This window comes from Nonomuraea sp. NPDC049750 (assembly GCF_040659625.1).
Classification (GTDB): Bacteria; Actinomycetota; Actinomycetes; order Streptosporangiales; family Streptosporangiaceae; genus Nonomuraea.
The window spans coordinates 49,687-74,759 of record NZ_JBFANB010000010.1 but is presented as its reverse complement, the minus strand read 5'-3'; the positions used below and the strand labels follow the sequence as shown (position 1 = coordinate 74,759).

Genomic DNA, 25,073 nt, shown 5'->3' with positions numbered 1-25,073 from the left:
CCGCGGCGCGCGTCAGCCGTTCCGCTTCTTGTACGCGGCCTGCGCCTCGGTCAGCCTGGCCGCGAACTGGTCCAGGAAGTCCTTGGCGCTGAGCTGGCCGAGCAGCACCTTCTGGAACTGCGGCTCGGCCCAGGTCTTGGTGATCTCGTTGAACTCCGGCAGGTGGTAGGGCATCTGCACGACCTTGGTCGCCGGGTCGTTCAGCACCCGCCGCGCCTCGACGATGTGCGCGGCCCGCGTGCCTTGCACGTCGGTGTTGGCCGGGATGACGCCGGTCTTGTCGGCGATGTACCCGTCCATCTCCTTGGCGGCGAAGAACTCCGCGAGCTTGAACGCGGAGTCCTTGTTCTCGCCGGCCGAGAAGACGCCGACACCGCTGACCGGGTTGGACAGCACCGTCTGGACGCCGGAGTCGGACTTGGGCACGGAGAACGAGGCCACCTTCTCGGGGCCGAGCGCCTTCATATGGTCCTGGTAGGAGCCCAGGTTGTGCTGCATGACGGCGATGCTGCCCGCGGTGTCGAACTGGGCGACCATCTTGACGTAGTCGTTCTGCAGGTCGGCCTCGGGCGTGTTCTTCTTGTAGAGGCCGGCGTACTTCTCCAGCCCCGTCACGTTGCGCGGGTCATTGAGCGTGGCCTTGCCCGAGGCGTCGAAGAACTCCGTGATGCCGGACTGCCCGTAGACGACCTCCAGCATCTGCGCGATCGAGCCCGCACCGCCGCGGATGGTGAAGCCGAACCGGTTCTCCTTGGGCTTGGTCAGCTTGTCCACCGCCGAGAAGAACTCCGACCACGTCTTGGGCGGCGCCAGCCCGGCCGCGGCGAACCAGTCCTTGCGGTACCAGAACGCGCCGGCGTTGGTGGAGGTCGGGATGATGTACGTCTTGCCGTTCGGCACGACGTTCTTGACGGTGGTCAGGAGGGCGTCGTTGAACTTGCCGTTCAGCGCGGGGTTCTTGGCGATGCGCGCGTCCACGGGTTCGAGCGCCTTCTGGGCGACCAGGTTGCCCAGGCCGGAGGTGGCCACATCGGCCACGTCGGGCACGCCGCCGCCCGCGATCGCCGTGTCCAGCTTCTGGGCCGCCTGCGCGATCGGCACGCCCACGTAGGTGACCTTGATGGCCGGGTTGGCCTTCTCGAACTCGGCGATGGCGTTCTGCCAGATCGGCGTCCGCGCGGGACCGGCGTTGGTGTCCCAGAAAGTGATCTCGGTCTTGCCGCCGGAGCCCGTACCCGAGCCGCATCCGGCCAGCACGGCCGCGGCCAGGAGCATGGCAGGCACACGTCGTCTCATTGCCCTCTACCTTTCGATGTCCATGGTGAACGCCTCTCGATGTCCACGGTGAACGCCTCGAAGATCGCCTCGCCGGTTCCGCTCCCGGCGGCGAACAGGCCGAGCACCGCGCCGACCCATTGGCCCCGTGTGGCCTGGAACGGCGCGCCGATCTCGCGCAGTCCCTCTCCGGTGTCGGCCAGGAAGGTGACGAGCGCGCCGTCGCCGATCCGCGCGCCGACGGTGACGGGTCCGTCGACCGGTACGGGTTCGGCGTCACCGCACACGAGCACGGGCCCGTCCGACGTGCTCGCCAGACCCACGTAGGCGTAGGTGAAGCCGAGCACGACCAGGCCCGCCCGGCCCTCGCCCGACAAGGTGAGCGTGGTGGTGACCAGGCAGGGCGCGCCGGGCAGCCGCTGGCCGAGCACGGCGCCTCGGTCTCTCAGGTCCTCGGGTCCCGGCACGCAGGTCAGGCGCAACGTGCCGTGGCTCAGCTCCCACCAGGACGGGTCCGGGTCGGCCTGCCAGCTCCACTGCAGCCCCAGCGCGGGGCCGGCGAAGTCGTCGGAGGTGGCCGGCTCGCCCGGCACATCGCCCAGGACCGGCAGTGCGGCCTCGGCCACGGGCTCGCCCTTGTCGCCCATCACCGGCCAGCCGTCCTCCCACGCCATCGGCTGCAGGTGCACGACCCGGCCGTAGGGTCCGCGGTCCTGGAAGTGCATGAACCAGTGCTCGCCGGACCGGGTGTCCACCCAGCCGCCCTGGTGCGGGCCGTTGACGTCGGTGCCGCCCTGCTCCAGCACGATCCGGTCCTCGTACGGGCCGAAGATCGACTCAGCCCGGAACACCGACTGCCAGCCCTGCTCGACCCCGCCCGCAGGCGCGAAGATCCAGTACACCCCGTCGTGCTTGTACAGCTTGGGCCCCTCAAGGGTCCGGTAGCCGGGCAGCAGGTCGGCGTCGATGACCAGCGTGCCCTCATCCAGCACCTTGCTCGCGTCCGGGGCCATGCGGTGCAGGGTGAGCCGGTTGTTGATCCCCGCGCGGCTCTTGGCCCAGCCGTGCACCAGGTACGCCTGCCCGTCCTCGTCCCACAGCGGGCACGGGTCGATCAGCCCCGAGCCGGGCTTGACCACATGCGGCGCGGTCCACGGACCCCGCGGGTCCGCCGCGCTGACCTGGTAGATCCCCACGTCGGGATCCCCGTAGAAGATCCAGAACCGGCCGTCGTGGTGGCGCAGCGACGGCGCCCACACCCCGCAGCCGGGCCGTACGTCGGCATAGCCGCTGGTCACGGCGTGCCCGATGATCGTCCAGCCGACCAGGTCGCGCGAGTGCAGGATCGGCAGGCCGGGGACCTTGGTGAAGGTGGAGGCCGTCAGATAGAAGTCGTCGCCCACGCGGATCACGTCGGGGTCGGACCAGTCGGCGTTGAGGACGGGGTTGCGGTAGGTCGCGGTCATCCCTTCACCGCCCCCGCCGACATCCCCTCGACGAGATAGCGCTGGATGAAGGCGAAGACGATGACGACGGGCAGAGCGGCGACGACGCCGCCGGCGGCGAGGGCGCCGAAGTCGACGCTGTTCTCGCCGAGGTTGTAGGCCAGGCCCACGGGCACGGTGAACTTCTCCTGGTCGTTGAGGAACATGAGGGCGAAAAGGAAGTTGTTCCAGCTGTGGATGAAGGCGAACGAGCCGACCGCGACCAGCGCGGGCCGCAGCAGCGGCAGCACGATGGCCAGGAAACCGCGCAGCCGGCCGCAGCCGTCCACCCAGGCCGCCTGCTCCAGCTCGTACGGGATGTTGCGGATGAAGCCGCTGATGAGGATCAGCGAGAGCGGGAGCTGGAAGACCGTCTCGGCGATCACGAGACTCCACAGCGAGTTCGTCAGGGACAGCGTCCTGAAGATCTCGAACAACGGGATGATCATCAGGGCGCCGGGGATGAACTGCGTGCACAGCATCCCGACCATGAACGCGGCCTTGCCGCGGAAGCTGTAGCGGGCCAGGGCGTACCCGCCGGCCAGGGCCATTACCGTGGTCGCGACCAGCGAGGCGAACCCGACGAGCAGGCTGTTCTGGAAGAAGACGGCGAACCCCATCCCATTCCAGACCGTGTCGAAGTGCTCGAACGTGATCGGCCACGGGAAGATCGCCGTCGATCCGGTGGGCCGGAACGCGAAGACCAGCATCCAGTAGAACGGCACCAGCGTGAACAGCAGATACAGCCCAAGCGGAAGGTAGATGTGCCAGCGCGGCACGCGGTCACCGCGCTTCGGGGGCGGGGCCTGCTCGCGGCGGGCGGCCACGGGACGTTCGGTCACCAGGGTCATGACTTCGCCCCGAACTTGCTCAGCCGCAGATAGACGATGGAAAAGAAGGTCAGGATCAGGAGCGCCACCATGGTCAGCGCGGTGGCGTAGCCGAAGTCGTGCGACTGGGCGGCCAGCGAGGCCACGTACAGCGGCAACGTGGTGGTCTGGTGGGCGGGGCCGCCGCCGGTCAGGGTGTAGAGGAGATCGACGTTGTTGAACTCCCATACCGAGCGCAGCAGCGTGGACAGGATGATCGCGTCGCGCAGGTGCGGCAGCGTGATGTGGAAGAACCTGCGCGTCCGGGTCGCGCCGTCCACGGAGGCGGCCTCGTACAGGTCCTTCGACACCGACTGCAGGTCGGCCAGCAGCAGGATCGCGAAGAACGGCACCCCGCGCCACAGCTCGGCCAGCACCGCCGCCCAGAACACGCTTCCCGGGTTGGCCAGCGGCGCCGCACCATAATCGATCAGGCCCAGGTCGGCCAGATAGCGCGACACCCCCGTGAACGGGTTGTACAGCAGGACCCAGATCGCGGTGGTGAGCACCCCCGAGACCGCCCACGGGGAGAAGACCATCGCCCGGGACAGCGCGCGGCCGACGAAACTCTCGTTGACGATCAGCGCCAGCGCTAGTCCGAGCGCGAACTGCAGGACGACCTCGACGACCACCCACCTGGCGCTGAAGCCGAGGCTCTGCCAGAAGATCGGATCCTCGAACAGCAGCGTGCGGAAGTTGTCGAGCCCGGCGAAGCCGTTGTCCCGGGGCTTGGTCACGTTGTAGCGCTGAAGGCTGTAGTAGATCACGCTGGCCATCGGGTACACGAGGAACCCGAGCATCGCGACCACCGACGGCGCGATCAGCACGTAAGGCGTCCACGACCCTCGCCGGCGGGGTTTCGAGAGTGGCGGATGCGCCGAGACGACGGCCAATGTGCCTGACTCCTTCGGAATGCGGATGCAATCGGTTGCAGACACGTTGCGACAGTACGAACGCGGCGTCAACGGCACAAAAGCAACCAACAACCTCCTCAACAGGAGAAATGGCCTAAAACTCGAAATTTTCGGGCGCTACTGCTGGCCCCGTGCGGTGCGGCGGAGGAGGGTGAGGTCCATGGCAACCGAAGACCCACTCCAGCCGATGCCCAAGCTCGCGGCCATCGCCCGAGAGGTGGGCGTTTCGGTGGCCACGGTCTCCAAGGCGCTCAACGGGCGAGCCGATGTCTCGACGCGCACCCGGCAGCTGATCACCGAGGTGCTGGCGCGGCGCGGCTATTCCCGGCAGCGGTCCAAGCCCCTCAAGGGGAGCCTGGTCGACGTCATGCTGCAAGGGCTGGGCTCGGCGTACGCGCTGGCGATCCTCCAGGGAGTGGAGGAGGCGGCCTGGCAACTGGGCGTGGACCTGGTGGTCTCCGCCGTGGTCGACCGCACCAAGCACGGCCAGCCGCCGCCCGCGTGGCTCAACCGGCTCAGCGCCCGTGACAGCGCCGGAGTGCTGCTGGTGCGTACCCTGCCGACCAGCACGCAACGGGCCTGGCTGAGCGACCACGGCATCCCGGCCGTGGTCGTCGAGCCGCGGCGGGCCGTCCCGCGTGGCCTGCCCGTCGTCGCCTCCACGAACGTGGCCGGTGCCCGGGCCGCCACCGAGCACCTCATCGGCCTCGGGCACGAGCGGATCGCCATCGTCGTCGTCCGCGCCAGCACCGCTCCCGCCTGAAAGTTTCAAGCGTGACCTTGGGATTTCGACTCGCCCGCGCTTGTTGAGTTGACATCCCTAGTGAAGGTGGCCCTTCCTCAGTGGCGACGAGAGCCTCTGCGGCGTCGAGAGCCTCAGCGGCGTCGAGAGGAAGGAGAAAAACGACATGTTCGTGCGCAAGCATGCGGGCGTCGCCCTGCTGGCGGCTACGGCGATGGTCTGCGGAGCCGTACCGCAGGCCGCGCAGGCGGCGGCCGCACCCGTCGCCGGTGGCGTCTACCAGCTCAAAGTGACCAAGAGCGGCCAGTGCCTGGACGTGACGGGTGGCTCGCAGGACAACGGCGGCCTACTGCAGCAGTGGGGTTGTTCGGGAGCCACCTGGCAGCAGTTCACGGTCGTCTCGGCCGGCTCCGGCATCTACACCCTGCGCGCCGTCAACAGCGGGCGTTGCGTGGACGTGCCCGGCGGCGCGGCCACCAGCGGGCTGCGGTTACAGCAATGGGGCTGCGGCGACGGCACGAAGACCAACCAGCAGTGGCGGTTCGTGGCCTCCGGCAGTGGGACGTACCAGGTCGTCAACGTGGCCACCGGCCTGTGCATGAGCGACGAGGGCGCCTCCACCGCCTCCGGCGCGTCGATCATCCAGGAGACCTGCACCGCCAACACCAACAAGCAATGGGCCTTCGAGTCCCTGGCCAAACCCACAGTGGCGGCGGATGGTTCCGGCACCTACCGGACCGTTCAGGCCGCCGTCGACGCCGTGCCCGCGGGCAACGCCAGTCGGGTGACGATCACCATCGCGCCCGGGTCGTATCGCGAGATCGTCCGGGTCCCCTCGAACAAGCCGTACATCACGCTCCAGGGACTCGGTTCCTCGGCGGCCCAGACTGTGATCGTTAACAATCACTATGCGGGCCAGTACGGGACATTCAACAGCGCCACCGCCTTCGTCGACGGCCACGATTTCATCGCCACCAACCTGACGATCTCCAACGACTTCGACGAGAACCCGAACGTCACCGGCCATCAGGCGGTCGCGCTCAACCTGAACGCCGACCGCGCGGTCCTGCGCAACGTACGCCTGCTCGGCGACCAGGACACCTTCCTGGTCAACAACGCGGCCCGCGCCTACGTCGCCGGTTCCTACGTCGAGGGCACGGTCGACTTCGTCTTCGGCGGCGGCACCATCGTCTTCGACAACTGCGACGTCTACGAGAAGCGCAGCACCGGCGGCCCGATCACGGCCGCGAGCACCGACGCGGCCAAGACCTACGGCTTCCTGTTCTACAAGTCGCGGATCTCCGGAGGGTCCTCGGCCGGGACCACCACCCTGGGCCGTCCCTGGCGTCCCGATGCACAGGTGCTCTACCGGGAGTCAACGCTCAGCTCGGTGATCAATACCGGCCAGCCGTGGACCGACATGTCCGGCAACTCATGGAAGAACGCCCGCTTCTTCGAGTACCGGAACACCGGCTCGGGCGCCGGCTCGAACGCCAACCGGCCGCAGTACAGCGACGCCCAGGCCGCGAACTACACGCCCCAGAAGTACCTGGCCGGCTCCGACGGCTGGAACCCCCTTTCCTAAGGACGATCATGAACCTCCGTGCAACGCTCACCGCGCTGACCGTCCTGGCCGCGCTCGGGGTGGCCGCCGCGCCCGCCCAGGCGGCCACCCCAGTCGCCGGCGGAACCTACCAGCTCAAAGTGACCAAGAGCGGCCAATGCCTGGACGTGACGGCGGGGTCGAAGGACAACGGCGGGCTGCTGCAGCAGTGGAGCTGCAGCGGTGACAGTTGGCAGCAGTTCACCCTCCGCTCGGCCGGGACGGGCATCTACCACCTGGTCAACGTCAACAGCGGGCGCTGCGTCGACGTCCCCAGCGGCACCACCGCCTCCGGTGTGCGGCTGCAGCAGTGGGGCTGCGGCGACGGCACCAAGACCGACCAGCAGTGGCGGTTGGTGGCCTCGGGCAGCGGGACGTACCAGGTCGTCAACGTCGCGAGCGGCCTGTGCGTGAGCGACGAGGGCGCCTCCACCGCCTCCGGCGCGTCGATCATCCAGGAGACCTGCACCGCCAACACCAACAAGCAATGGGCCTTCGACCCGGTGGGCGCCGCGCGCACCTGGCCGAGCACCGCCGACGGTTTCGCCGCCACCAGCGGAAACGGGCTGAGCACCACCACCGGCGGCGCGGCCGGCGCCACGGTGACCGTCACCACCTACGCCGACCTGGTGAAGTACGCCACCTCCGCCACCCCGTACACCATCCGGGTCAATGGCGCGATCACCGTCACCCCGTACGGCACCGAGATCAAGGTCGCCTCCAACAAGACCATCGTCGGCGTGGGCACCAGCGGCCACATCGTCAACGGCGGCTTCTTCCTGGGCACCGGCGTCAGCAACGTGATCATCCGCAACCTGACCATCCGCGACACCCGCATGGCCGACGACGACCCCGACGACAAGCTCTACGACTACGACGGCATCCAGATGGACACCGCCCACCACGTCTGGATCGACCACAACCGCATCATCCGGATGAACGACGGCCTGATCGACAGCCGCAAGGACACCAGTTACCTCACGGTCTCCTGGAACGTCATGGCCGAGAACAACAAGTCGTTCGGCATCGGCTGGACCGACAACGTCACCGCCCGCATGACCATCCACCACAACTGGATCCACGACAACAACCAGCGCAACCCCAGCACGGACAATGTCGCCTACGCCCACCTGTACAACAACTACCTGCAGAACATCACCGGCTACGGCAACTACTCGCGCGGCGCCACCAAGATGGTGATCGAGAACAGCTACTACGACCACGTCAAGGACCCCTACTACCCCGACGCCACCGCCCAGCTCCGCCAGAGCGGCAGCGTCTGCGTCAGCTGCACGGGCAAGAGCACCACCAGCGGCTCGGCCTTCACCCCCGGCTCGTTCTACTCCTACACCCTCGACCCGGCCGCCGACGTCCCGTCCCTGCTCAGGACCTACGCGGGACCCCAGGCGAACATCGGCACCTGACGTTTCCGTCGCGGGCCGCGCGCGTCCCTCACCTGTGACGCGGGCGGCCCGTCAGCGCGCGTGAGTCAGCCGGGCGTATCCGTACGGGTTGAAGAACAGATCGTCCTCGTCGTAACGGTCGCACGGGCCGGTGCGCAGCAGCCATCGGGGCGCGTCCTCGGTCATCCGGAACCCGGCGCCGTCCTCGATCTCCGCCGCGCGCGGATCGGTCAGCAGGTAGATCGCCAGCGTGTCCAGGTGCTCGACCAGCTCAGGCAGCTCGTCCTTCGTCGGCGGCTCCGCACCGATCTCGATCTGCACCTCGGGCGCGCCGAGCAGGTGCATACCGCAGCTGTAGAGCACCTGGCCGTCGTAGATCGGCCGCTTCACCCAGGCGGTGACGAGCGCGTCGGCCAAGTCCTCCTCCTTGGCGCCAGCCGCCCGGTCGGCCAACGAGAGCCAGCGGTCCCGGCCGTGCGTGATCCCGCTGCTCTCGTTCTTCACCGCCGTGGCGCCGGACCGCAGCAGAGCGGCCGTCACCGCCAGCAGCCGCCGGGACGTGTCGAACGCCAACTCCCGCATCATCGGCATGGACAGCAGGTAGCCGACCGTGCCGTGCGACTCGACCGCGGCCCAGTCCGCCTCGTCGAACGAGGCCGCGGCCATACTGGCCTCGAACGCCTCCGGCATCCGGGGGTCGGGTTCGGCCTCGGAGTACTCACGGTCGAGGACGAACCCGCCGAAGCCGGACGCGATCCGTTCCATCTCGGAAAGGGCCAGCCCGGAGCTGAGTACGCACAGCACATGCCTGGGGAACGCTTCACTCATCCCGGTACATTAGCGATCATCCCGTGTGGTGGACGGCGATCTCGGTCAGTTGGCACTCGGGACCGCCCCGAGCTGGGACCCTCGGAGGAGTTCGGCTGACCCGCGTCACCCCTGCAACCGGGTCTCGGCGTCGGTCAGGAAGACGTCGAGCACCCCGTCGCCGACCTGAGGCTGGGCCGCGCCCCAGCGGTTGCGCGGCGGGCTGACCCGGATCGCGCGGGCCTGCCGCTGCGACTCACGCGACTCGGCGAGCAACGCGGCGGCCTTGGTCTCGTCTCCGGCCTGCCGAGCCTGGAGCGCGTCCAGCGTGGTCACCATCGCCCTGCCCCACAGCTCGGTGGCGGTCAGCCATGACGCGGCGTCATCGGTGAAGCCCTTCTGCACCGACCCGCCGCGGATGGTGGCCGGCGCCGTGGCGATGGCCTTCGCGTACGGACGCAGCGCGGCGATCGCGTCGGCGGGCCGCCCGCCGTCCCATGCCCGCCAGAACTCGGCCACCCGCGCGGCGAGCTCGGGTGCCTGGGGCTGCCAAGGGGTGCCGCCGAAGGTCGGCGCCACGTGCTCCAGGTCGCCGAAGACCAGCAGGGCCTCAGTGGCCGCCTTGTCGCCGCCGGCGAGATAGGCCATCGCGCGCGGCCAGCTCTTCCTCGCGTCGTACGCTCTGTCGTTCCAGGTGAAGTCCGCGGCGCCGAAGACCGCGACCTTGCTCGCGTACGGCTGGTTCATCGGGTTGGCCACGATGCCGGACAGGTGCGCGGCCAGGCCGCCCTCACGCTTGTCGTAGGGGGCCAGGAGCAGCCGGCCGCTGGCGTTGCCGTAGTCGTTGACCGGGTAGTTGTCCCAGACGAACACCTTGCGGCCGAACAGCTCCGCCGCCTTCTCGGCCTGCGCGTTGGTGATCTCTGGAGGCACGGTGTCGGTGCCGGTCCACATCACCTCGATCGCGGGATCGAGGGAGGCCCGCATGGTCTGCTTGTACGTGGTGTCGGTCAGATCGCCGTACTCGGTGGGCACCATCTGCAGCCGCTGAGCGCCCTCGTGGGTGGCGATGAAGTTCCGCTGCAGGTCGTTGAGCAGATCGACCTGGGCCTTCGCCGCGGCGGTGCGTCCGGCCGTACCGTAGGCGGCCTCGTCCGCCGCGCAGTTCCAGCTGGTGTAGCTGATGTCGTCCAGCGGGATGGAGAACGCCCTGGCGCCCAGGTCGTAGAGCGCCTGCAGCTTCCGCTTGAGGGTGTCGCGGTCCGCCTGGTCGGAGTAGCAGATCGACACGCCCGGGGACAGCGCGAAGGTGAAGCGGACATGGTTCGCGGCGGCCCTGGTCACCAGCTCGCCCAGTTCGGCGAGCTTGGCCGCCGGGTAGGGGTCGCGCCACTTGTCGCGGTGGTAGGGATCGTCCTTGGGGGCGTAGATGTAGGTGTTGGCCTTGACGTCGCCGTAGAAGTTCATCTGGTCGAGGCGTTCGGCGTGTGTCCACGGCGCACCGTAGAAGCCCTCGATGGTGCCGCGCAGCGGCATGGACGGGAAGTCGCTGACCTGGACCCCCGCCACCGTCCAGCCGTCGCTGGCGGGGACGAACAACTGGCGCAGCGTCTGTACGGCATAGAACTGGCCCGCCGCGTCCCTGCCGCCGAGAGCGATCTGGCGCGACCGGCCGCCGGAGACCCGTAACGCGTATCCCTCGGCTTTGTCGGGCACGACCGCGTCGCCGAGCGCCCGCGCGATGTCCGGGCGTGCCGCGGGGCCGAGGCGCACGGTGAGCAGGCCGGCCGTGGGGGTCCGGTCAGGGGCGATGATGTCCACCCGGCCGGCGCCGTGTGCCTTGAGTTCCCGTACGAGGCGGTCGCGGGCGGCGGGGTCGGTCTGGTCGTCGGCGATCACGAGCACCCGGCTGGTGACGACGGCGGCCGCGCCGATGCCGCTCAGCGACTGCGGGGTCGGCGACACCGAGGGTAAGGAGCCGCTCGGAACCGGCGCGGAATAGGCCGCGGGGATGGGCAGGAGCACCCCGGCGCACAGGGTCGCGGCCAGTGCGAGGACCGCGGTGGGGGTGATCTTGCGACTTCTCACGGAACTCTCCATTCGTCTGTGTCGGCTGGAGGGGCGGTGCTGGCGCGTAGCACGAGGTCGGGGGTGGGAGCCTGCACCGCACGGGGCTCAGGACGCTCGGCCATCACGTGGAGCAGTTCGGTCGCGGTGAGCGTGCCGAGCGCGAACGTGTCGCGAGTGAGCGCGGTGATCGAGGGGTGCGGCAGTTGGGTGAGGATGGAGTCGTCGAAGGACACGATGGAGACGTCACCGGGAACCCGTACGGCCAGCTCGGTAGCCACGCCCAGACCCGCAGCCGCCATGACGTCGCTGTCGTAGATGATCGCCGTGCACGGAGGGCTCGACGCCAGCAGTCGGCGCGTGGCCGAGGCGCCTTGGGTGTCGGAGTAGTCGGTCGCCACGCTCACGATGTCGATGCCGAGCGTCTCGCGCCCGTCGGCGATGGCCTGGAGGCGGCGTCGCGTGTGCTGGTAGGAGGGGATGCCGCTGACGTGGCCGATGTGCCGGTGGCCGAGCCCGGCGAGGTAGGCGAGGACGCGCGTCATCGCCGCGTGGTCGTCGACCCAGACGCTGCTCAGCGGCAAGGGGGCCCCGTGGCCGCCCAGGACGACGGCGGGGATGCGGAGGTCGGCGACGAGCCGTGGCCGTACGTCGTCCACCGCGAGGTCGAAGAGCACGAGCCCGTCGACCCGGTACTCGGCGGCCCAGCGGCGATAGACGGCCACCTCCGCCTGGGTGTCCTCGACGATGAGGAGTTGCGTGGCGATGCCCTCGTTGGACAGGCGGGACTGCAGGCCGGACAGGACATGCGCGAAGAACGGCTCGACGCCCAGCGTGCGGGCCGGACGTGCGATGACGATGCCGACCGCGTCGTTGTTGGCCCCCTTGAGGGCGCGCGCGGCCCGGTGCGGGCGCCAGTTGAGCTCCTCGGCGACGTCGAGGATGCGCTTGCGCGTCGCGTCGCTGATGCCCGGACGGGCGTTGAACGCCAGCGACACCGCCGAGACGGAGACGCCCGCCAGCCGCGCGATGTCGGTGCTCCGCAGCCGGGCCGGCGCCGCGGGAGGGTCCGATGAAGCGGCGGCGTCCTGCGACGGAACCTCATCTTTCGGCGGCATCGCTCCTCCATCGTCGTTACGCAAACGAGACGATCCTCCCCGGTGACCTTGGGGACTCAAACGTATTAGTCTGCGGTCACTCAGGACAACTAAAACGTATCAGGCATATTGTCATATCTCCGCTACGGAGAGGTACGAGATGCACAACCACCTCAGCCGCACGCTTGAGCGGCTCGCCCGCGTGAAGCGCGAACGGATCCTGTCCCGGACACACACCCGGCTGTCGGGTGTCGACGTCGAGGCATGGACGGTCGCGGACGACGGGGAGCCGGTGAGTGCCCGGCATGCCCTCGGGCTGGCCCGCGACCCCGGCCGCACCCCTCCCGGCTACCGCCCCTTCCCGCTGGGCGCGGCCTGGGGGGAGGCGTGGTCGACGACCTGGTTCCGGATTCGGGGCACGGTCGGACCGCAGGGGGACACCCCCGTCGACCTCGTGCTCGACCTGGGCTGGTTCGACCACTCCGTGGGCGGTCACTGCGAGGGCCTGGTCTTCACCCCGGACGGCACGATCGTCAAGGGCCTGCACCCCCGGCAGTCCGCCATCCGGTTACGGGGTGACGGAGCCGTCCCCGGTGTGCTCGACGCCGATGGCGCGTTCCTGCTCTACGTCGAGGCGGCGGCGAACCCCCTGCTGCTCGGGTTGCCGCCGTTCGTCGTCACCGAGCTGGGGGAGAAGCAGGCGGAGGAGCCGTTCGAGCAGTTCAGGCTGCGCCGCGCGGAGGTCGCCGCGTACTCGGCCGAGATCCACGCCCTGAGCTGTGACCTGGACGTCGCCGGCGGGCTCGCCGCCGAGCTGAGCCCGGACGAGCCGCGTCACTGGCGGCTGCTGCGCGCGATAGAGGAGGCGCTGGACGCCTACGACGAGGCGGACGCCGAGGCCGGCGCGCGGCGGGCGCGCGCGATCCTCGCCCCGCTCCTGGCCGCGCCGGCGCACGCCAGCGCCCACCGGATCACCGCCGTCGGGCACGCGCACATGGACACGGCGTGGCTGTGGCCGCTGCGCGAGACGGTGCGCAAGCTCGCCCGTACGGTCTCCAACGCGCTCGCCCTGCTCGACGCGGACCCCTCGCTGGTCTACACGATGTCGGCGGCGCAGCACTTCAGCTGGCTCGAAGAGCATTATCCGCAGCTGTTCGAGAGGGTGCGGCGTCATGTCGAGCAGGGCCGGTTCGTACCGGTCGGCGGCATGTGGGTCGAGGCGGACGGCGTCATTCCCACCGGCGAGTCCATGGTGCGCCAGCTGACCTACGGCAAGAGGTACTTCATTGACCGATTCGGCCGGGAACCACGGGAGATGTGGCTGCCTGACTCGTTCGGCTACTCGGGCGCCCTGCCGCAGCTGGCCCGCCGGGCCGGGTCCCGCTGGTTCCTGACCCAGAAGATCTCCTGGAACGACACCACGGTCTTCCCGCACCACTCCTTCTGGTGGGAGGGCATCGACGGCACGCGGATCTTCACCCACTTCCCGCCCGCGGAGACGTACGCCGCCGAGGTGACCGCCGCCGAACTCCGCCATGCCGTCACCACCTTCAAGGACAAGGCGATCGCCTCCCATTCGCTGCTGCCCTACGGGTACGGCGACGGAGGCGGCGGACCCACCAGGGAGATGGCCGAGCGGCTGCGCCGCTTCGCCGATCTGGAAGGCGCGCCCCGCGTGACCTCCAGGTCTCCGGCGGAGTTCTTCCAGGAGGCCGAGGCCGAACTGCGTGATGCCGGGCCGCTGGAGCCTGTCTACCGTGGCGAGCTCTACCTGGAGCTGCACCGGGGCACCCTGACCTCGCAGGCGGCCATGAAGCGGCACAACCGGCGCTGCGAGTCGCTGCTGCGGGCGGCGGAATATCTCAGCGCGGCGGCGAGCGCACTGCGCGGGGCGCCCTATCCGCACGCGGACCTGGACGACATCTGGCGCACAGTGCTGCTGCACCAGTTCCACGACATCCTCCCGGGCACCTCGATCGCCTGGGTGCACCGCGAGGCCCGCGACACCTATCGGGCGGTCGAGGAACGGCTGAACGACCTGATCAAGCAGGCGAGCGCGGCACTGGGCGACGGTGAAGGCGGCTCTGTTCGGAGTGCGCTCCCCCCGTTCGCCACAGCGGAACCGGACGAGCGCGCCGTCGAGGTCACCGACGACGGCGGCACCGTACTGGAGGACGGCCTGCTGCGGGTCGTGATCGGCGACGACGGCCACGTCACCTCGCTCCTCGACCTGCGCGGCGGCCGGGAAGTCGTCCCGCCCGGCCGGCGCCTCAACGAGCTGCAGCTCTTCCGTGACGAGCCGGTGCGCTGGGACGCCTGGGACGTGGACCGGCACACGCTGCGCCACCCCCAGGTGCTCGACCAGGTCACCAGCCGCAGAGTGGTCCGCGACGGGCCCGACGCCGGGGTGGAGGTGGTCCGGCGGGCCGGCACGTCGACGATCACGCTGACCATGTGGCTGCGCGCCGGCACCGGGCGGTTCGAGACCGAGTGCGCCGTCGACTGGCAGGAGCGCGAACGCCTGCTGAAGGTGGCCGTCCCGGTGCGGGTCATGGCGCGGACCGCGCGGTTCGAGACCCAGTACGGATACGTCGAACGTCCGCTGCTGTCGAACACCGCGACCGAGGAGGCGATGTTCGAGGCGGCGATGCACCGCTACGTCCAGGTGGGCGACGGTGACTTCGGTGTCGCGGTCCTCAACGACTCGATGTACGGAGCCGACGCCCGCGCCGACGGCGACTCCACCGTGGTCCGGCTGTCCCTGCTGCGGAGCGCCCGCTTCCCCGACCCCCGCGCCGACATGGGCACCCATGCCTTCCGCTGGGCGGTGCTGCCCGGCGCGGACGTGCCCGCCGCGGCCGAGGCCGCCTACGCGTTCAACGCGCCCGACATCGCCGGGCTGTCACGGCTGTCGCCGCTGGTACGGCTGGAGCCGCTCACCGGGCACGCGCTCATCGACTGGGTGAAGCTGGCCGACGACGGCTCCGGGGACCTGGTCGTACGGGTGTACGAGACGCGGGGCGGACGGGCGAGCGCCCGGCTGCACTGCCACGAGGAACTCGCCACGGGAGCCGTCCTGTGGGAGACCGACCTGCTCGAACGCGAGCTCGGCGAGGAACGTGAGCTCGGCGGCGAACGCGAGCCCGGCGGCGACGAGGACCTGTTGCCCGTGGCACTGGCCCAGGGACGCGGTCCCGTGAGCGAGGCCCGGCTGGAGCTCGGCCCCTTCCAGGTGGCGACCCTGCGGATCGCCCCTCACGCATCACCTAAGGAGGACCCCCAATGACCAGAATCGGAAGAGGCTGGACCGGCGTCGCGGCGCTCGCCCTGGGATCGCTGCTGCTGTCCGGGTGTGGCGGCGGTGACACGACGCAGAAGGCGTCGGACGGGAAGCTGTCGGGATCGATCGCGTTCCAGACCTGGAACCTGAAGAACGACAAGTTCACGCCCTACTTCACCGAGCTCATCGCCGCCTTCGAGAAGGCCAATCCGGGCACCGACATCAAGTGGGTGGACCAGCCCGCCGAGGGCTACCAGGACAAGCTGTCCGCCGACGCCGCGGCGGGGGCGCTCCCCGACGTCGTCGACATGGGCCCCGAGGCCGCCTACACCCTGGCCCAGGCGGGGGTCCTGCTCGACCTCAACAAGGCCGACCCCCAGGCCAAGGGCCTGTTCCTGGACAAGGCGTGGCAGGCGATGACGTTCAGCGGCTTGGGCGGTGGGACCTTCGGTTACCCGTGGTACCTGAACACCGGGCCGTCGTTCTTCAACAAGGCGCTGTTCAAGAAGTGCGGCCTGGACCCGGAGAAGCTGCCCGCCACCTATGACGAGCTGTTCACCCAGGCCGAGACCATGGCCAAGAACTGCACGGACGTGTCGATGATCGTCAGGATGCCGGCCATCGAGAACTTCGGCGAGTACGGCGTGCCCCTCATGGACGCCGCGGGCAAGCAGTTCACCTACAACGACGCCAAGGGCGTGGAGTTCGTCGAGCGCTACAAGAAGCTGTACGCCGGCCGGGGCCTGACCCAGGAGTCGCTGAACAACCTCCAGACCAAGGAGGTGGAGGAGTTCAAGGCCGGGCGGCTGGCGTACCTGTCGGGCAGCTCGTACACGCTCAACGACCTGAAGGACACCGCGCCCGACATCTACAAGAATCTCGGGATCGGGCCGCGGATCAGCACCGCCGCGCCCAACATGTACATCGAGTCGCTCGTCGTGAACGCCACCGGCAAGAACCAGCCGCTGGCCATGGCTTTCGCCAAGTACGTGACCAACCCCGCCAACCAGCTCGCCTTCGGCAAGAAGGCGTCGGTGTTCCCCTCGTCGGCTGGGTCGATGGACGACGAGTACTTCACCAAGGACGACGGCGACCCCGCCACGAAGGTGCGGCTGGAGAGCGCCGCCCAGGTCAAGAAGGCGATCGTGTGGTGGCCCCCGGCGTTCTCCGGCTCGACCGACGCCGAGACCCTGCGCGAGCAGATCGCCCAGGCGCTGCTGGGCAAGAAGACGGTGAAAGAGGCGCTGGACGCGTCGGTGAAGTACTCCAACGACCGGCTGGCCTCGCACGGATGACGACCAAGCACCAGGCGTCCCCGCCACGCGGCGGGGACACCGCTCTGGCCACCCACCGGTGGCGGGCGACTCCGTGGCTGTTCCTGCTGCCGGGGCTGGCCGTCGTCGTTGTCCTGGTCCTCGTGCCGTTCGTGAACACGCTGCGGCTGGCGTTCACGGACTCGATGCTGCTGCGGCCGGGGGACTTCGTCGGGCTGGACAACTTCCGGCGGATGTTCGAGGACGAGCGGTTCGGCACCGCGCTGCTGAACTCCAGCCTGTACGTGGTGTGCGTCGTGCCGTTCATGGTGGTCCTGCCTCTCGTCCTGGCCTCGCTGCTCAGTGGCGCCGGGCGGCTCATGGGGTTCTTCCGCACCACCATGTACCTGCCGGTGATCATGTCGCCGGTGATCGTCGGCTTGATCTGGACGAACCTGCTCGACAAGCAGGGCCTGGTGAACGAGCTGCTCGGCACGCTCAAGATGGTCGCCCAGCCGGTGCCGTTCCTCACCGACCGCTGGCTGCTGCTGTTCAGCGCGATGTTCGTCACCGTGTGGACGGGCCTGGGCTACTACATGGTCATCTATCTGGCCGCGCTGGCGAACATCGACCCGAGCCTGTACGACGCGGCGGCGATGGACGGCGCCGGCCCGGTGCGTACCTTCCTGCACGTCACCGTTCCCGGCGTGCGCTCGACGATGGCGCTCATCGGCGTCCTGTCCTCCGTGGCGGCCTTCCGGGTCTTCGGCGAGATCTATGTGCTCACCGACGGCACCGGAGGGGTGGGCGGCGGCGATCTCACGATGACCATGCTCATCCAGCGCGAAGGCACCGGCCTGCAGGCGCGTACCGGATACGCCGGCGCGATCAGCCTGGTCATGTCCGTCATCCTCGGCGCGCTGCTGATCGCGCAGCTCGTCATGCAGCGCAAGCAGAGGACCGTCTGATGCCCACCCCCGCCGCCGGACGGCGGCGCGTCTCGCCGGGCCTCGTCGGCCGCTACCTGATCCTCATCCTGATGGCCGTGCTGCTGGCCGGTCCCCTGATCTGGCAGCTCTCGCTGTCGCTCAAGGGCGCCGGCGACGACTTGTACGCCCGGCCGCCCGAGCTGATCCCCGGCCATCCCACGCTGGCGAACTTCGCCACGGTGCTCGACCGCATCCCCGTACCCCATTACCTGGTCAACTCCCTGATGGTGGCCGCCATGGCCGTCGCGGGCAACGTGGTGGGGGCCACCTGCGCCGGCTACGCCCTGGGCAAGCTGCGTTTCCGCGGGCGCGGGGTGGCGGCCGGGATCTTCGTCGCGGCCCTGCTCGTCCCGGCCGAGACCGTCCTCATCTCCCAGTTCCTGCTGGTCAGGGGTGCCGGCCTGGCCAACACCCTGCTGGGTGTCGTCCTGCCGACGATCGTGGCCGCGCTGAACGTCCTGCTGATGCGCAACGCGTTCGCCAACCTGCCCGCCGAATTCGACGAGGCGGCCGTCATCGACGGCGCCAACGCCTGGCAGCGGTTCATCCGCGTCTCCGTTCCCCAGGTCAAGGGCGTCATCACGGTCGTGGCGATCTTCGCCTTCGTCGGCTCGTGGAACGACTTCCTGTGGCCCCTCATCGTGCTGTCCGACGAGGACAACTACACCCTCACCGTCGGACTGAACCGCCTGCGCGGCACCTTCTACGACGATCCACGCCTCATCGCGGCCGGCACGATCATCGCCTTGGTGCCCATCGTCACGTTCTTCGCCATGTTGCAGCGCTACTTCTTCCGCGGGCTCGAAGCGGGAGGCTTGAAAGGGTGAAATGCTGAGATTCGGGGTCAACTACACGCCTTCTCGGGACTGGTTCTACTCCTGGCTGGATCCGGACTGGGCGGTCACCCGGCGCGACATGGAGGCATTGGCCGGTCTCGGCCTGGATCATGTCCGGGTCATGCCGCTGTGGCCCGTTCTGCAGCCGAACCGGACGCTGATCCGCCGCCGCGCCCTCGACGACGTGCGCCGCGTCGTGGAGATCGCCGGCGAGGCCGGCCTCGACGCCAGCGTGGACGTCCTGCAGGGCCACCTGTCGGGGTTCGACTTCGTGCCGAGCTGGCTGACGGACTGGCATCGGCGCAGCATGTTCACCGACCTCGACGCCATCGCCGCGCAGGCCGACCTGGTCGAGGCGCTTGACGGGCACCTGTACGACCTGCCCAACTTCCTCGGCCTGACCCTGGGCAACGAGGTCAACCAGTTCACCTCCGCCCTGCACCCGAGCCCGATGCCGGCCACCGCGCGGCAGGTCACGGCCTGGCTCCGGGCGCTGCACGGCGATGGCCCGCGCGACCGGCGCCATTTCCGGCTCAACGCCGAATACGATGCCGTCTGGTACGCCGACGGTCACGCCTTCACCCCCGCGCACTCCGCCCGGCACGGCCAGATGAGCGTGATCCACTCGTGGATCTTCAACGGCACGGCGCAGGGGTACGGCGCGATGTCCCACGAGAGCGTCAGCCACGCCGCGTACCTCATCGAGCTGTCGCGCGCCTTCGCCCTCGACCCGGCCCGCCCGGTGTGGTTGCAGGAGGTCGGCGCGCCGCTCAACCACCTCACCGAGGACCAGGCGCCGGACTTCTGTGAGGCGACTGTGCGCGCGGCGGCCGACAGCGACGCCCTGTGGGGCGTCACGTGGTGGTGTTCGCACGACGTGGAACGCCGGCTGGCCGACTTCCCCGGCCTGGAGTACAGCCTCGGCCTGATTGACGCCGACGCCACCGTCAAGCCGATCGGCCGGCGCATCGCCGAACTGGCCGCCGAACTGCGGAACCGGCCGCGGCCTTCCCCACGGCGGGAGGCCGTTGTCGTACCGGTCGACTCCGAGGACGTTCCCGTGTCCCGGGCGGAGCTGTCGCCCGGCGGCGGGGTCTTCGAGACCTGGATGGGCCGCGCCCGCGCCGGAGCCCGTCCCACTCTGGTCACCTCCACGGTCGCGGGCGACCCGTCGGCGCTGCGGGCTCGCGGCGTCGAACGGCTCGTCCACGCCGAGCCGACGGGGCGCACGTTCTACAGCTCCGTCAGCGACGTGGAGGTACTCAACCGGACGGCCGCACATGCGGAACGCTGAACCCGTCGAGCCAGGTGTGCGGAGCGCCGGGCCTGTGGAGCCGCGCATGCGGAGCGCCGGGCCCGTGGAGCGGCTGCTCTCCGAGTTGACCCTGCGGGAGAAGGTTGGGCAGCTCAACCAGCGCCTTTTCGGCTGGCAGGCCGTCGAGCGGGCTCCCCGAGGCGGGTTCAGGATCACCGACCGCGCCCGCGCCGAGCTCGACCGGTGGGGCGGGCTCGGCGCGCTGTACGGGGTCTTCCGCGCCGACGCCTGGTCGGGCCGCTCGTGGGCCGACGGGATCCGGCCGGAGGAACGCGCCGAGGTCGCGGCCCTCGTCCAGGACGAGGTGTCGCGGGCCGGCGACCACCGCATCGGGGTGCTGCTGTCGGAAGAGGCCCCGCACGGTCACCAGGCGCTGGGCGGGACGCTGCTGCCCACCAACCTCGCGGTGGCCGCGGGCTGGGACCCGGAGCTGCTGGCCGAGGCCGCGGCCGCCGTCGCGGCCGAGCTCGCGGCCAGCGGGGTGCACCTGGCCCTGGTGTCCGCGCTCGACCTGCTGCGCGACCCGCGCTGGGGCCGGGCGGAGGAGTGCTTCGGAGAGGATCCGCTGCTGGCGGCGGAGCTCACCAGGGCGCTGGTGATCGGCATGCAGGGCAGCGATCGCGGCGCGGTGGGTCGCGGCGGGGTCGCGATCGTCCTCAAGCATCTGGCCGCCCAAGGCGAGGCCGTCGGCGGGCGCAACGGCCAATCCGCCGTCATCGGCCCCCGCGACCTGCGCGAGCTGCACCTCCCGGCCGTCCGGGCCGCGGTGGAGGCCGGGGCCATGGGGTTCATGGCGGCCTACAACGACATCGACGGGGTGCCGTGCTGCGCCAACCGCGACCTCCTCACCGGCTTTCTGCGGGCCGAGTGCGGTTTCGACGGGATCGTCATGGCCGACGGCCTGGCCGTGGATCGACTCATCGCGATGACGGGCGACGCGACGACCGCCGCGGTGGCCGCGATCGAGGCCGGGGTGGATCTGTCGCTCTGGGACGACTCCTTCGGCCTGCTGGAGCAGGCTGCCCGCGAGGATCCGCGAGTGGCTGAGCTGGTCGACAACGCCTGCCGCCGAGTGCTCACACTCAAGCAGCGTGTCGGCCTGCTCGCCGATCGCCCACCCGAGACCGGTCGTGAAAAGCTCACCTTGGGGGCCGCCGACGGCCTCTCGCGTCGTCTGGCCCGGCAGTCGCTGGTCCTGCTCCACAACGCCGACAACCTCCTGCCCCTCGACCGGCGGACCCTGACCAAGGTCGTTCTCGCCGGTCCGAACGCCCGCGACGTCACCGCCCTGCTGGGCGACTACGTACCGCCGCTGCCCGCAAGCTCGGCTGCCGGACTGGATCTGGCACTGCGGCAGGCGATACCGGACGCCGAGGTGGTGTGCGCCTCCGGAGCACCCACGGCGGCCGAGTTGAGCGGCGCCGACGTCGTGATCCTGGCGCTCGGCGGGACGAGCCACCGCACGTACGCGGAGGACTTCGCCGCCAACGGGGCGATCACCGGCACAGCGGCCGTCGCGACCGCCGGGGAGGGCGTCGACCTGGCCGACATAACCCTGCCCGGCGGTCAGGACGACCTGGTCGCCGCCGTCCGCGCGCAGGCGGGCTGCCCCGTGGTGGCCGTCGTCATCGCCGGTCGGCCGCACGTGCTCACTGGCGTACTGGCCCATACCGACGCCATGCTGTGGGCCGGCTACCCCGGTCCGCACGGCGGCCACGCGATCGTCGACGCGCTGCTCGGCGGCTACGAGCCGGTCGGCCGCCTACCGTTCACCGCGCCACGCCATCCGGGGGCCATACCGGTACGCCACAACGACCGGCACCCGGCCCACGGCGTCTACCAGGACGCCCCGGACCCGGTGCTCTTTCCCTTCGGCTCCGGCCTGCGCTACCGGCCCATCAGGTTCGACCGCCTGACCGCGACGGCGCACGCGGACACGGTCGAGGTCAGCGTCGAGGTCGTCAACCCTGACGCCACCGAAGCCGAGGTCCACGAAGCAGAGGTCGTCGTGCCGGTGTTCGGGCGGCGTACCGGAGGCATCGCGTTGCCTCGCCTCCGCGAACTGCTCGCCTTCCGCCGGGTCACCGTCCCGCCGGGCGCCCGTACCACCGTCATCTGGAACCTGCCCGCGGCGCGCTGCTTCGCCGAGGGCGCGACGGACCGGGCCGTCACCGACCTGTACGTCGAAGACCTGCACGCGACCATCCGACCATTCAGTCACCCCCAGGCCGCCATCCACTCCGGAGCGGCCGAGCCCATTCCCGACAGTGAGGAGTTGTGATGGCCCGATCACATCGCAGACGGGCGACGACCCGTGCGGGCACCGCCGCCCTGGCCGCCATGCTCGCCGTCGTGCTCGCCGCCGGCGGTGCCGCCGCCAGCGACACGCTGCCCTGGACGGGCGACAGCGCGGTCGGTGCCAACCAGCCGTACCAGCACGGCTACTCCGTCACCGACCTGCTGCGCTGGAACCCCGCCGACGACGCCCACGCCGAGCTCCTACGCGCCAAGGTGCCGCTCCAGAAGCGCAACGCCGCCAACGCCGCCACGCAACGCGACCCGGCGCTGCCCGCCGCCACCCAGCAGCTCACCTTGGCGGGCGACTACGGCAACGCCTTCTTCGAAAGCCACCCCTACACCAACGAGTTCAGCCAGTACCTGTTCTCCTACTGGCAGTACGCCGACTTCTACGGCTCCTGGCACGGCATGCCCACCGAGGGGGTGCCGACGAGCTACTACGACCCGACCAAGGACTGGCGCGAGAAGTGGTTCGAGTTCGGGATGCTCAACCTGCCGAACCCCGGATACACCAACGCGGCCCACGCGAACGGGGTGCGCTCGCTGGGCTGCCTCTTCTTCTCCGACAATGACCGCGGCGACCAGACCTACAACGAGCTCCTGGTCCGTGACGCCGACGGCGGTTTCCCCGTCGCCGCCAAGCTGATCCAGACGGCCAAGTTCTACGGCTTCGACGGCTACTTCATCAACCAGGAGGCGCGGGTCGCGCCGGCCGACATCCCGGCGTACAAGGAGTTCCTGCGGCAACTGCGCGCGGGCAGCCTGTACGTGCAGTGGTACGACTCCATCGACAACTCCACCGGCGCCATTTCGTACCAGAACGAGTTCAACGCGGTCAACGGCCCGTTCGTGCGTGACGCGAAACTCGGCGACGTGTCCGACTCCATCTTCCTCAATTACTGGTGGAACAGGACCAAGCTCACCAACTCCAAGAGCTACGCCGCCGGCCTGGGCCTGGACTCCCGCAAGAGCGTCTTCGCCGGTGTCGAGGCCGGGCAGTACCAGTTCAATCAGCCGTACAACCTCGATGACAACCTCGACGCCAACGGCGCGCCGATGAACGCCATCGCCACCCTCGGCGCCGACTTCGTCTCCTCCGACTACGCGAACAAGACCGACGACGCCGCCCAGCGGGACGTCTTCGACCGGGAACGCCGCTGGTGGACCGGCTCCTCAGCCGGCACCACCACGCCGGAGGGCACCTGGAAGGGAATCTCCAAGTACGTCGCCGAACGCTCCGTCATCGGCGGCACCACGTTCGCCACCTCCTTCAACACCGGCCACGGCCTGTCCACCTGGACCAAGGGCCGGCTGTCCAATCAGCAGGAGTGGGGCAACATCAACCTCCAGGACATCCCGGTGACCTGGCAGTGGTGGGTGGACGCGGCCGGAACGCCGCTCAGCGCCGACTTCGACTACGGCCCCGCGTACACACCGGCGAGCCGGTTCTCCTACCAGAAGATCGGCGCCTACAACGGCGGCAGCTCCCTCGTCCTCAGCGGGAACCTCGACAGCGACAACACCGTGCGTCTCTACAAGACGGACCTGCGGATCAACAAGCGCTCGACCCTGGACCTGACCTACAACAAGCCGTCGGCCAGCGACGATTCCGAACTCCGGCTTGGCCTCGTCCTCGCCTCCGACCCGGAGCGGCGAGTAGGGCTCGGCAGCGGTAGCTTGCGTGACCAGGCCGGGCCCGTAGGGAGCGCGACCATGAGCACAGCCAAGGTGATCCAGCTCCCGCTGACCGGCTCGGGCCGGCACACTACAGGCTGGACGACCCGGTCGGCCGACCTGTCGGCGTACGCCGGTCAGAAGGTGGCCGCGCTCGGCCTGGTCGTCGCCGCCGGCGCCCGCCCCATCCCGGGATACCAGGTCAACCTCGGCGCACTGGCCCTGCGCGACGGCACGAACCACACCCCCGCCGCGCCGCAGGACCTGCGCATCACCGAGCTGCTCCCCGCGACCGGCGAACTGTTCCTGTCCTGGAAGCGCTCCGCCTACGACAAGGTACGCCGCTACGACGTCTACCTGGACGACACCTACCTCGGTGGCGCCTACGACGACGTCTACTACGTCAAGCGCTTCACGGCCACCTCGGGCACGATCAAGCTGGTGGCGGTCGGTCCGGACGGGTCAGAGAGCCCGGCCGCGAGCACGTCGTTCAACCTGTCCACGGCGCCGAGCAAGGCGCAGGCGGCGGCGAAGCCGGACGGCACGCTGACGGCCACCTGGACGCCTCCGGCGAGCGGGCAGCCGATCACGCTGAAGGTCACAAGCCTCGACACCGCGCATCCGTACACCAAGGAGGTCGAAGTCCCCGGAACGAGCTCGACCACGACGCTGACCGGCGTACCCGTCAACGGCGACGGCTACCTCCTGACCCTGCGGTCGGGAACGGGCACGGTCACCGGGGTACGCGGGACGTTCGCCGACACCGAGATCAGCCCCTACCCGGCGTCGGCGGTGGCGATCAACGGGAACACCTTCACCTTCTCCCGGCCGACGCTTCCGGACTGGCACACCCTGACCATCCTTGAGGACGGCCAGGCGAAGTCGTTCACGACGACCTACGGCTCGGGCGCCAAGCCGTACATCATCCGTGGCCGCACCACGCGTGCCGCCGAGACGGTGACGATGTCCGGCGCCGCCAGCAAGGTGGTCGCCATCCTGGAGGACTACGCCGGCAACAAGGCCACGACGGTGCTTCGCGGCAACTGATCACCAAGGCGTGGGGGCCCGCGGGGGGGCCCCCCCCCCGATTTGGCGGCGCCCGGGGGGCTGCCGTGGCGCCCCGACCGCCCCCAAGTGCGGGCGGCCGGGGCCAAGCGGTGTTGGTGT

At 69.6% G+C, this 25,073-nt stretch carries 17 protein-coding genes; 10 read left to right on the top strand and 7 right to left on the bottom strand.

Going from position 1 to position 25,073, the window contains the following annotated elements:
• Window positions 1-12: 12 nt before the first annotated feature.
• Genes AB0J16_RS25900 through AB0J16_RS25885 form a run of 4 tightly spaced genes read right to left on the bottom strand, consistent with a single transcriptional unit; the run spans window position 13 to window position 4,455 of the window.
• Window positions 13-1,296 (bottom strand): sugar ABC transporter substrate-binding protein, encoded by a 1,284-nt coding sequence (locus tag AB0J16_RS25900; RefSeq protein WP_358544070.1) that lies wholly within the window; start codon window positions 1,294-1,296, stop codon window positions 13-15.
• Window positions 1,293-2,741: a glycoside hydrolase 43 family protein gene (locus AB0J16_RS25895; protein WP_358544068.1), complete on the bottom strand. Its 1,449-nt coding sequence runs from the start codon at window positions 2,739-2,741 to the stop codon at window positions 1,293-1,295. The genes AB0J16_RS25900 and AB0J16_RS25895 overlap by 4 nt, the downstream gene beginning before the upstream one ends.
• Window positions 2,738-3,610 (bottom strand): carbohydrate ABC transporter permease, encoded by an 873-nt coding sequence (locus AB0J16_RS25890; protein ID WP_358544066.1) that lies wholly within the window; start codon window positions 3,608-3,610, stop codon window positions 2,738-2,740. Before AB0J16_RS25890 ends, AB0J16_RS25895 begins: the two co-directional genes overlap by 4 nt.
• Complete coding sequence (locus tag AB0J16_RS25885) at window positions 3,607-4,455, bottom strand: sugar ABC transporter permease (RefSeq protein WP_358544064.1); 849 nt, start codon at window positions 4,453-4,455, stop codon at window positions 3,607-3,609. Before AB0J16_RS25885 ends, AB0J16_RS25890 begins: the two co-directional genes overlap by 4 nt.
• A 247-nt stretch (window positions 4,456-4,702) precedes the next feature.
• Here AB0J16_RS25885 and AB0J16_RS25880 point away from each other — a divergent pair, with 247 nt between their 5' ends.
• From AB0J16_RS25880 to AB0J16_RS25870, 3 genes are all read left to right on the top strand, one after another.
• Complete coding sequence (locus AB0J16_RS25880; protein ID WP_358544062.1) at window positions 4,703-5,305, top strand: LacI family DNA-binding transcriptional regulator; 603 nt, start codon at window positions 4,703-4,705, stop codon at window positions 5,303-5,305.
• A gap of 145 nt (window positions 5,306-5,450) precedes the next feature.
• Window positions 5,451-6,869, top strand: a complete 1,419-nt coding sequence (locus tag AB0J16_RS25875) for a pectinesterase family protein (protein WP_358544060.1) — start codon at window positions 5,451-5,453, stop codon at window positions 6,867-6,869.
• A gap of 8 nt (window positions 6,870-6,877) precedes the next feature.
• A complete protein-coding gene (locus tag AB0J16_RS25870; protein WP_358544058.1) occupies window positions 6,878-8,311 on the top strand; it encodes an RICIN domain-containing protein in 1,434 nt (477 codons plus the stop codon).
• Between the two features lie 51 nt (window positions 8,312-8,362).
• On the opposite strand, the gene AB0J16_RS25865 is transcribed toward AB0J16_RS25870, so the two are convergent.
• The 3 genes from AB0J16_RS25865 to AB0J16_RS25855 all read right to left on the bottom strand — a co-directional run bounded on the left by AB0J16_RS25865 (window position 8,363) and on the right by AB0J16_RS25855 (window position 12,282).
• Window positions 8,363-9,118 carry a hypothetical protein gene (locus AB0J16_RS25865; RefSeq protein ID WP_358544056.1) on the bottom strand — a complete coding sequence of 252 codons (756 nt, stop codon included), beginning with the start codon at window positions 9,116-9,118 and terminating at the stop codon, window positions 8,363-8,365.
• A 105-nt stretch (window positions 9,119-9,223) separates the two neighbouring features.
• Window positions 9,224-11,185: a beta-N-acetylglucosaminidase domain-containing protein gene (locus AB0J16_RS25860; RefSeq protein ID WP_358544053.1), complete on the bottom strand. Its 1,962-nt coding sequence runs from the start codon at window positions 11,183-11,185 to the stop codon at window positions 9,224-9,226.
• Window positions 11,182-12,282: a LacI family DNA-binding transcriptional regulator gene (locus AB0J16_RS25855; protein ID WP_358544051.1), complete on the bottom strand. Its 1,101-nt coding sequence runs from the start codon at window positions 12,280-12,282 to the stop codon at window positions 11,182-11,184. Before AB0J16_RS25855 ends, AB0J16_RS25860 begins: the two co-directional genes overlap by 4 nt.
• A gap of 139 nt (window positions 12,283-12,421) precedes the next feature.
• Here AB0J16_RS25855 and AB0J16_RS25850 point away from each other — a divergent pair, with 139 nt between their 5' ends.
• From AB0J16_RS25850 to AB0J16_RS25820, 7 genes are read left to right on the top strand one after another with little or no spacing between them, the layout of a single operon-like run.
• Window positions 12,422-15,547, top strand: a complete 3,126-nt coding sequence (locus tag AB0J16_RS25850) for a glycoside hydrolase family 38 C-terminal domain-containing protein (protein WP_358544049.1) — start codon at window positions 12,422-12,424, stop codon at window positions 15,545-15,547.
• Window positions 15,544-16,836: a sugar ABC transporter substrate-binding protein gene (locus AB0J16_RS25845; protein ID WP_358544046.1), complete on the top strand. Its 1,293-nt coding sequence runs from the start codon at window positions 15,544-15,546 to the stop codon at window positions 16,834-16,836. Before AB0J16_RS25850 ends, AB0J16_RS25845 begins: the two co-directional genes overlap by 4 nt.
• Window positions 16,833-17,762, top strand: coding sequence for a sugar ABC transporter permease (locus AB0J16_RS25840; RefSeq protein WP_358544044.1), 930 nt, complete (start codon window positions 16,833-16,835; stop codon window positions 17,760-17,762). The genes AB0J16_RS25845 and AB0J16_RS25840 overlap by 4 nt, the downstream gene beginning before the upstream one ends.
• On the top strand, window positions 17,762-18,610 hold the full coding sequence (locus tag AB0J16_RS25835; RefSeq protein WP_358544042.1) for a carbohydrate ABC transporter permease: 849 nt from the start codon (window positions 17,762-17,764) through the stop codon (window positions 18,608-18,610). The genes AB0J16_RS25840 and AB0J16_RS25835 overlap by 1 nt, the downstream gene beginning before the upstream one ends.
• Before the next feature lies 1 nt (window position 18,611).
• Complete coding sequence (locus AB0J16_RS25830) at window positions 18,612-19,913, top strand: glycosyl hydrolase (RefSeq protein WP_358544039.1); 1,302 nt, start codon at window positions 18,612-18,614, stop codon at window positions 19,911-19,913.
• A gap of 46 nt (window positions 19,914-19,959) precedes the next feature.
• A complete protein-coding gene (locus tag AB0J16_RS25825; RefSeq protein ID WP_358544036.1) occupies window positions 19,960-22,215 on the top strand; it encodes a glycoside hydrolase family 3 N-terminal domain-containing protein in 2,256 nt (751 codons plus the stop codon).
• The gene (locus AB0J16_RS25820; protein ID WP_358544034.1) at window positions 22,215-24,953 is read left to right on the top strand and encodes a hypothetical protein; all 2,739 of its coding nucleotides are present in this window, start codon (window positions 22,215-22,217) and stop codon (window positions 24,951-24,953) included. Before AB0J16_RS25825 ends, AB0J16_RS25820 begins: the two co-directional genes overlap by 1 nt.
• The last annotated feature ends 120 nt before the right edge of the window (window positions 24,954-25,073 follow it).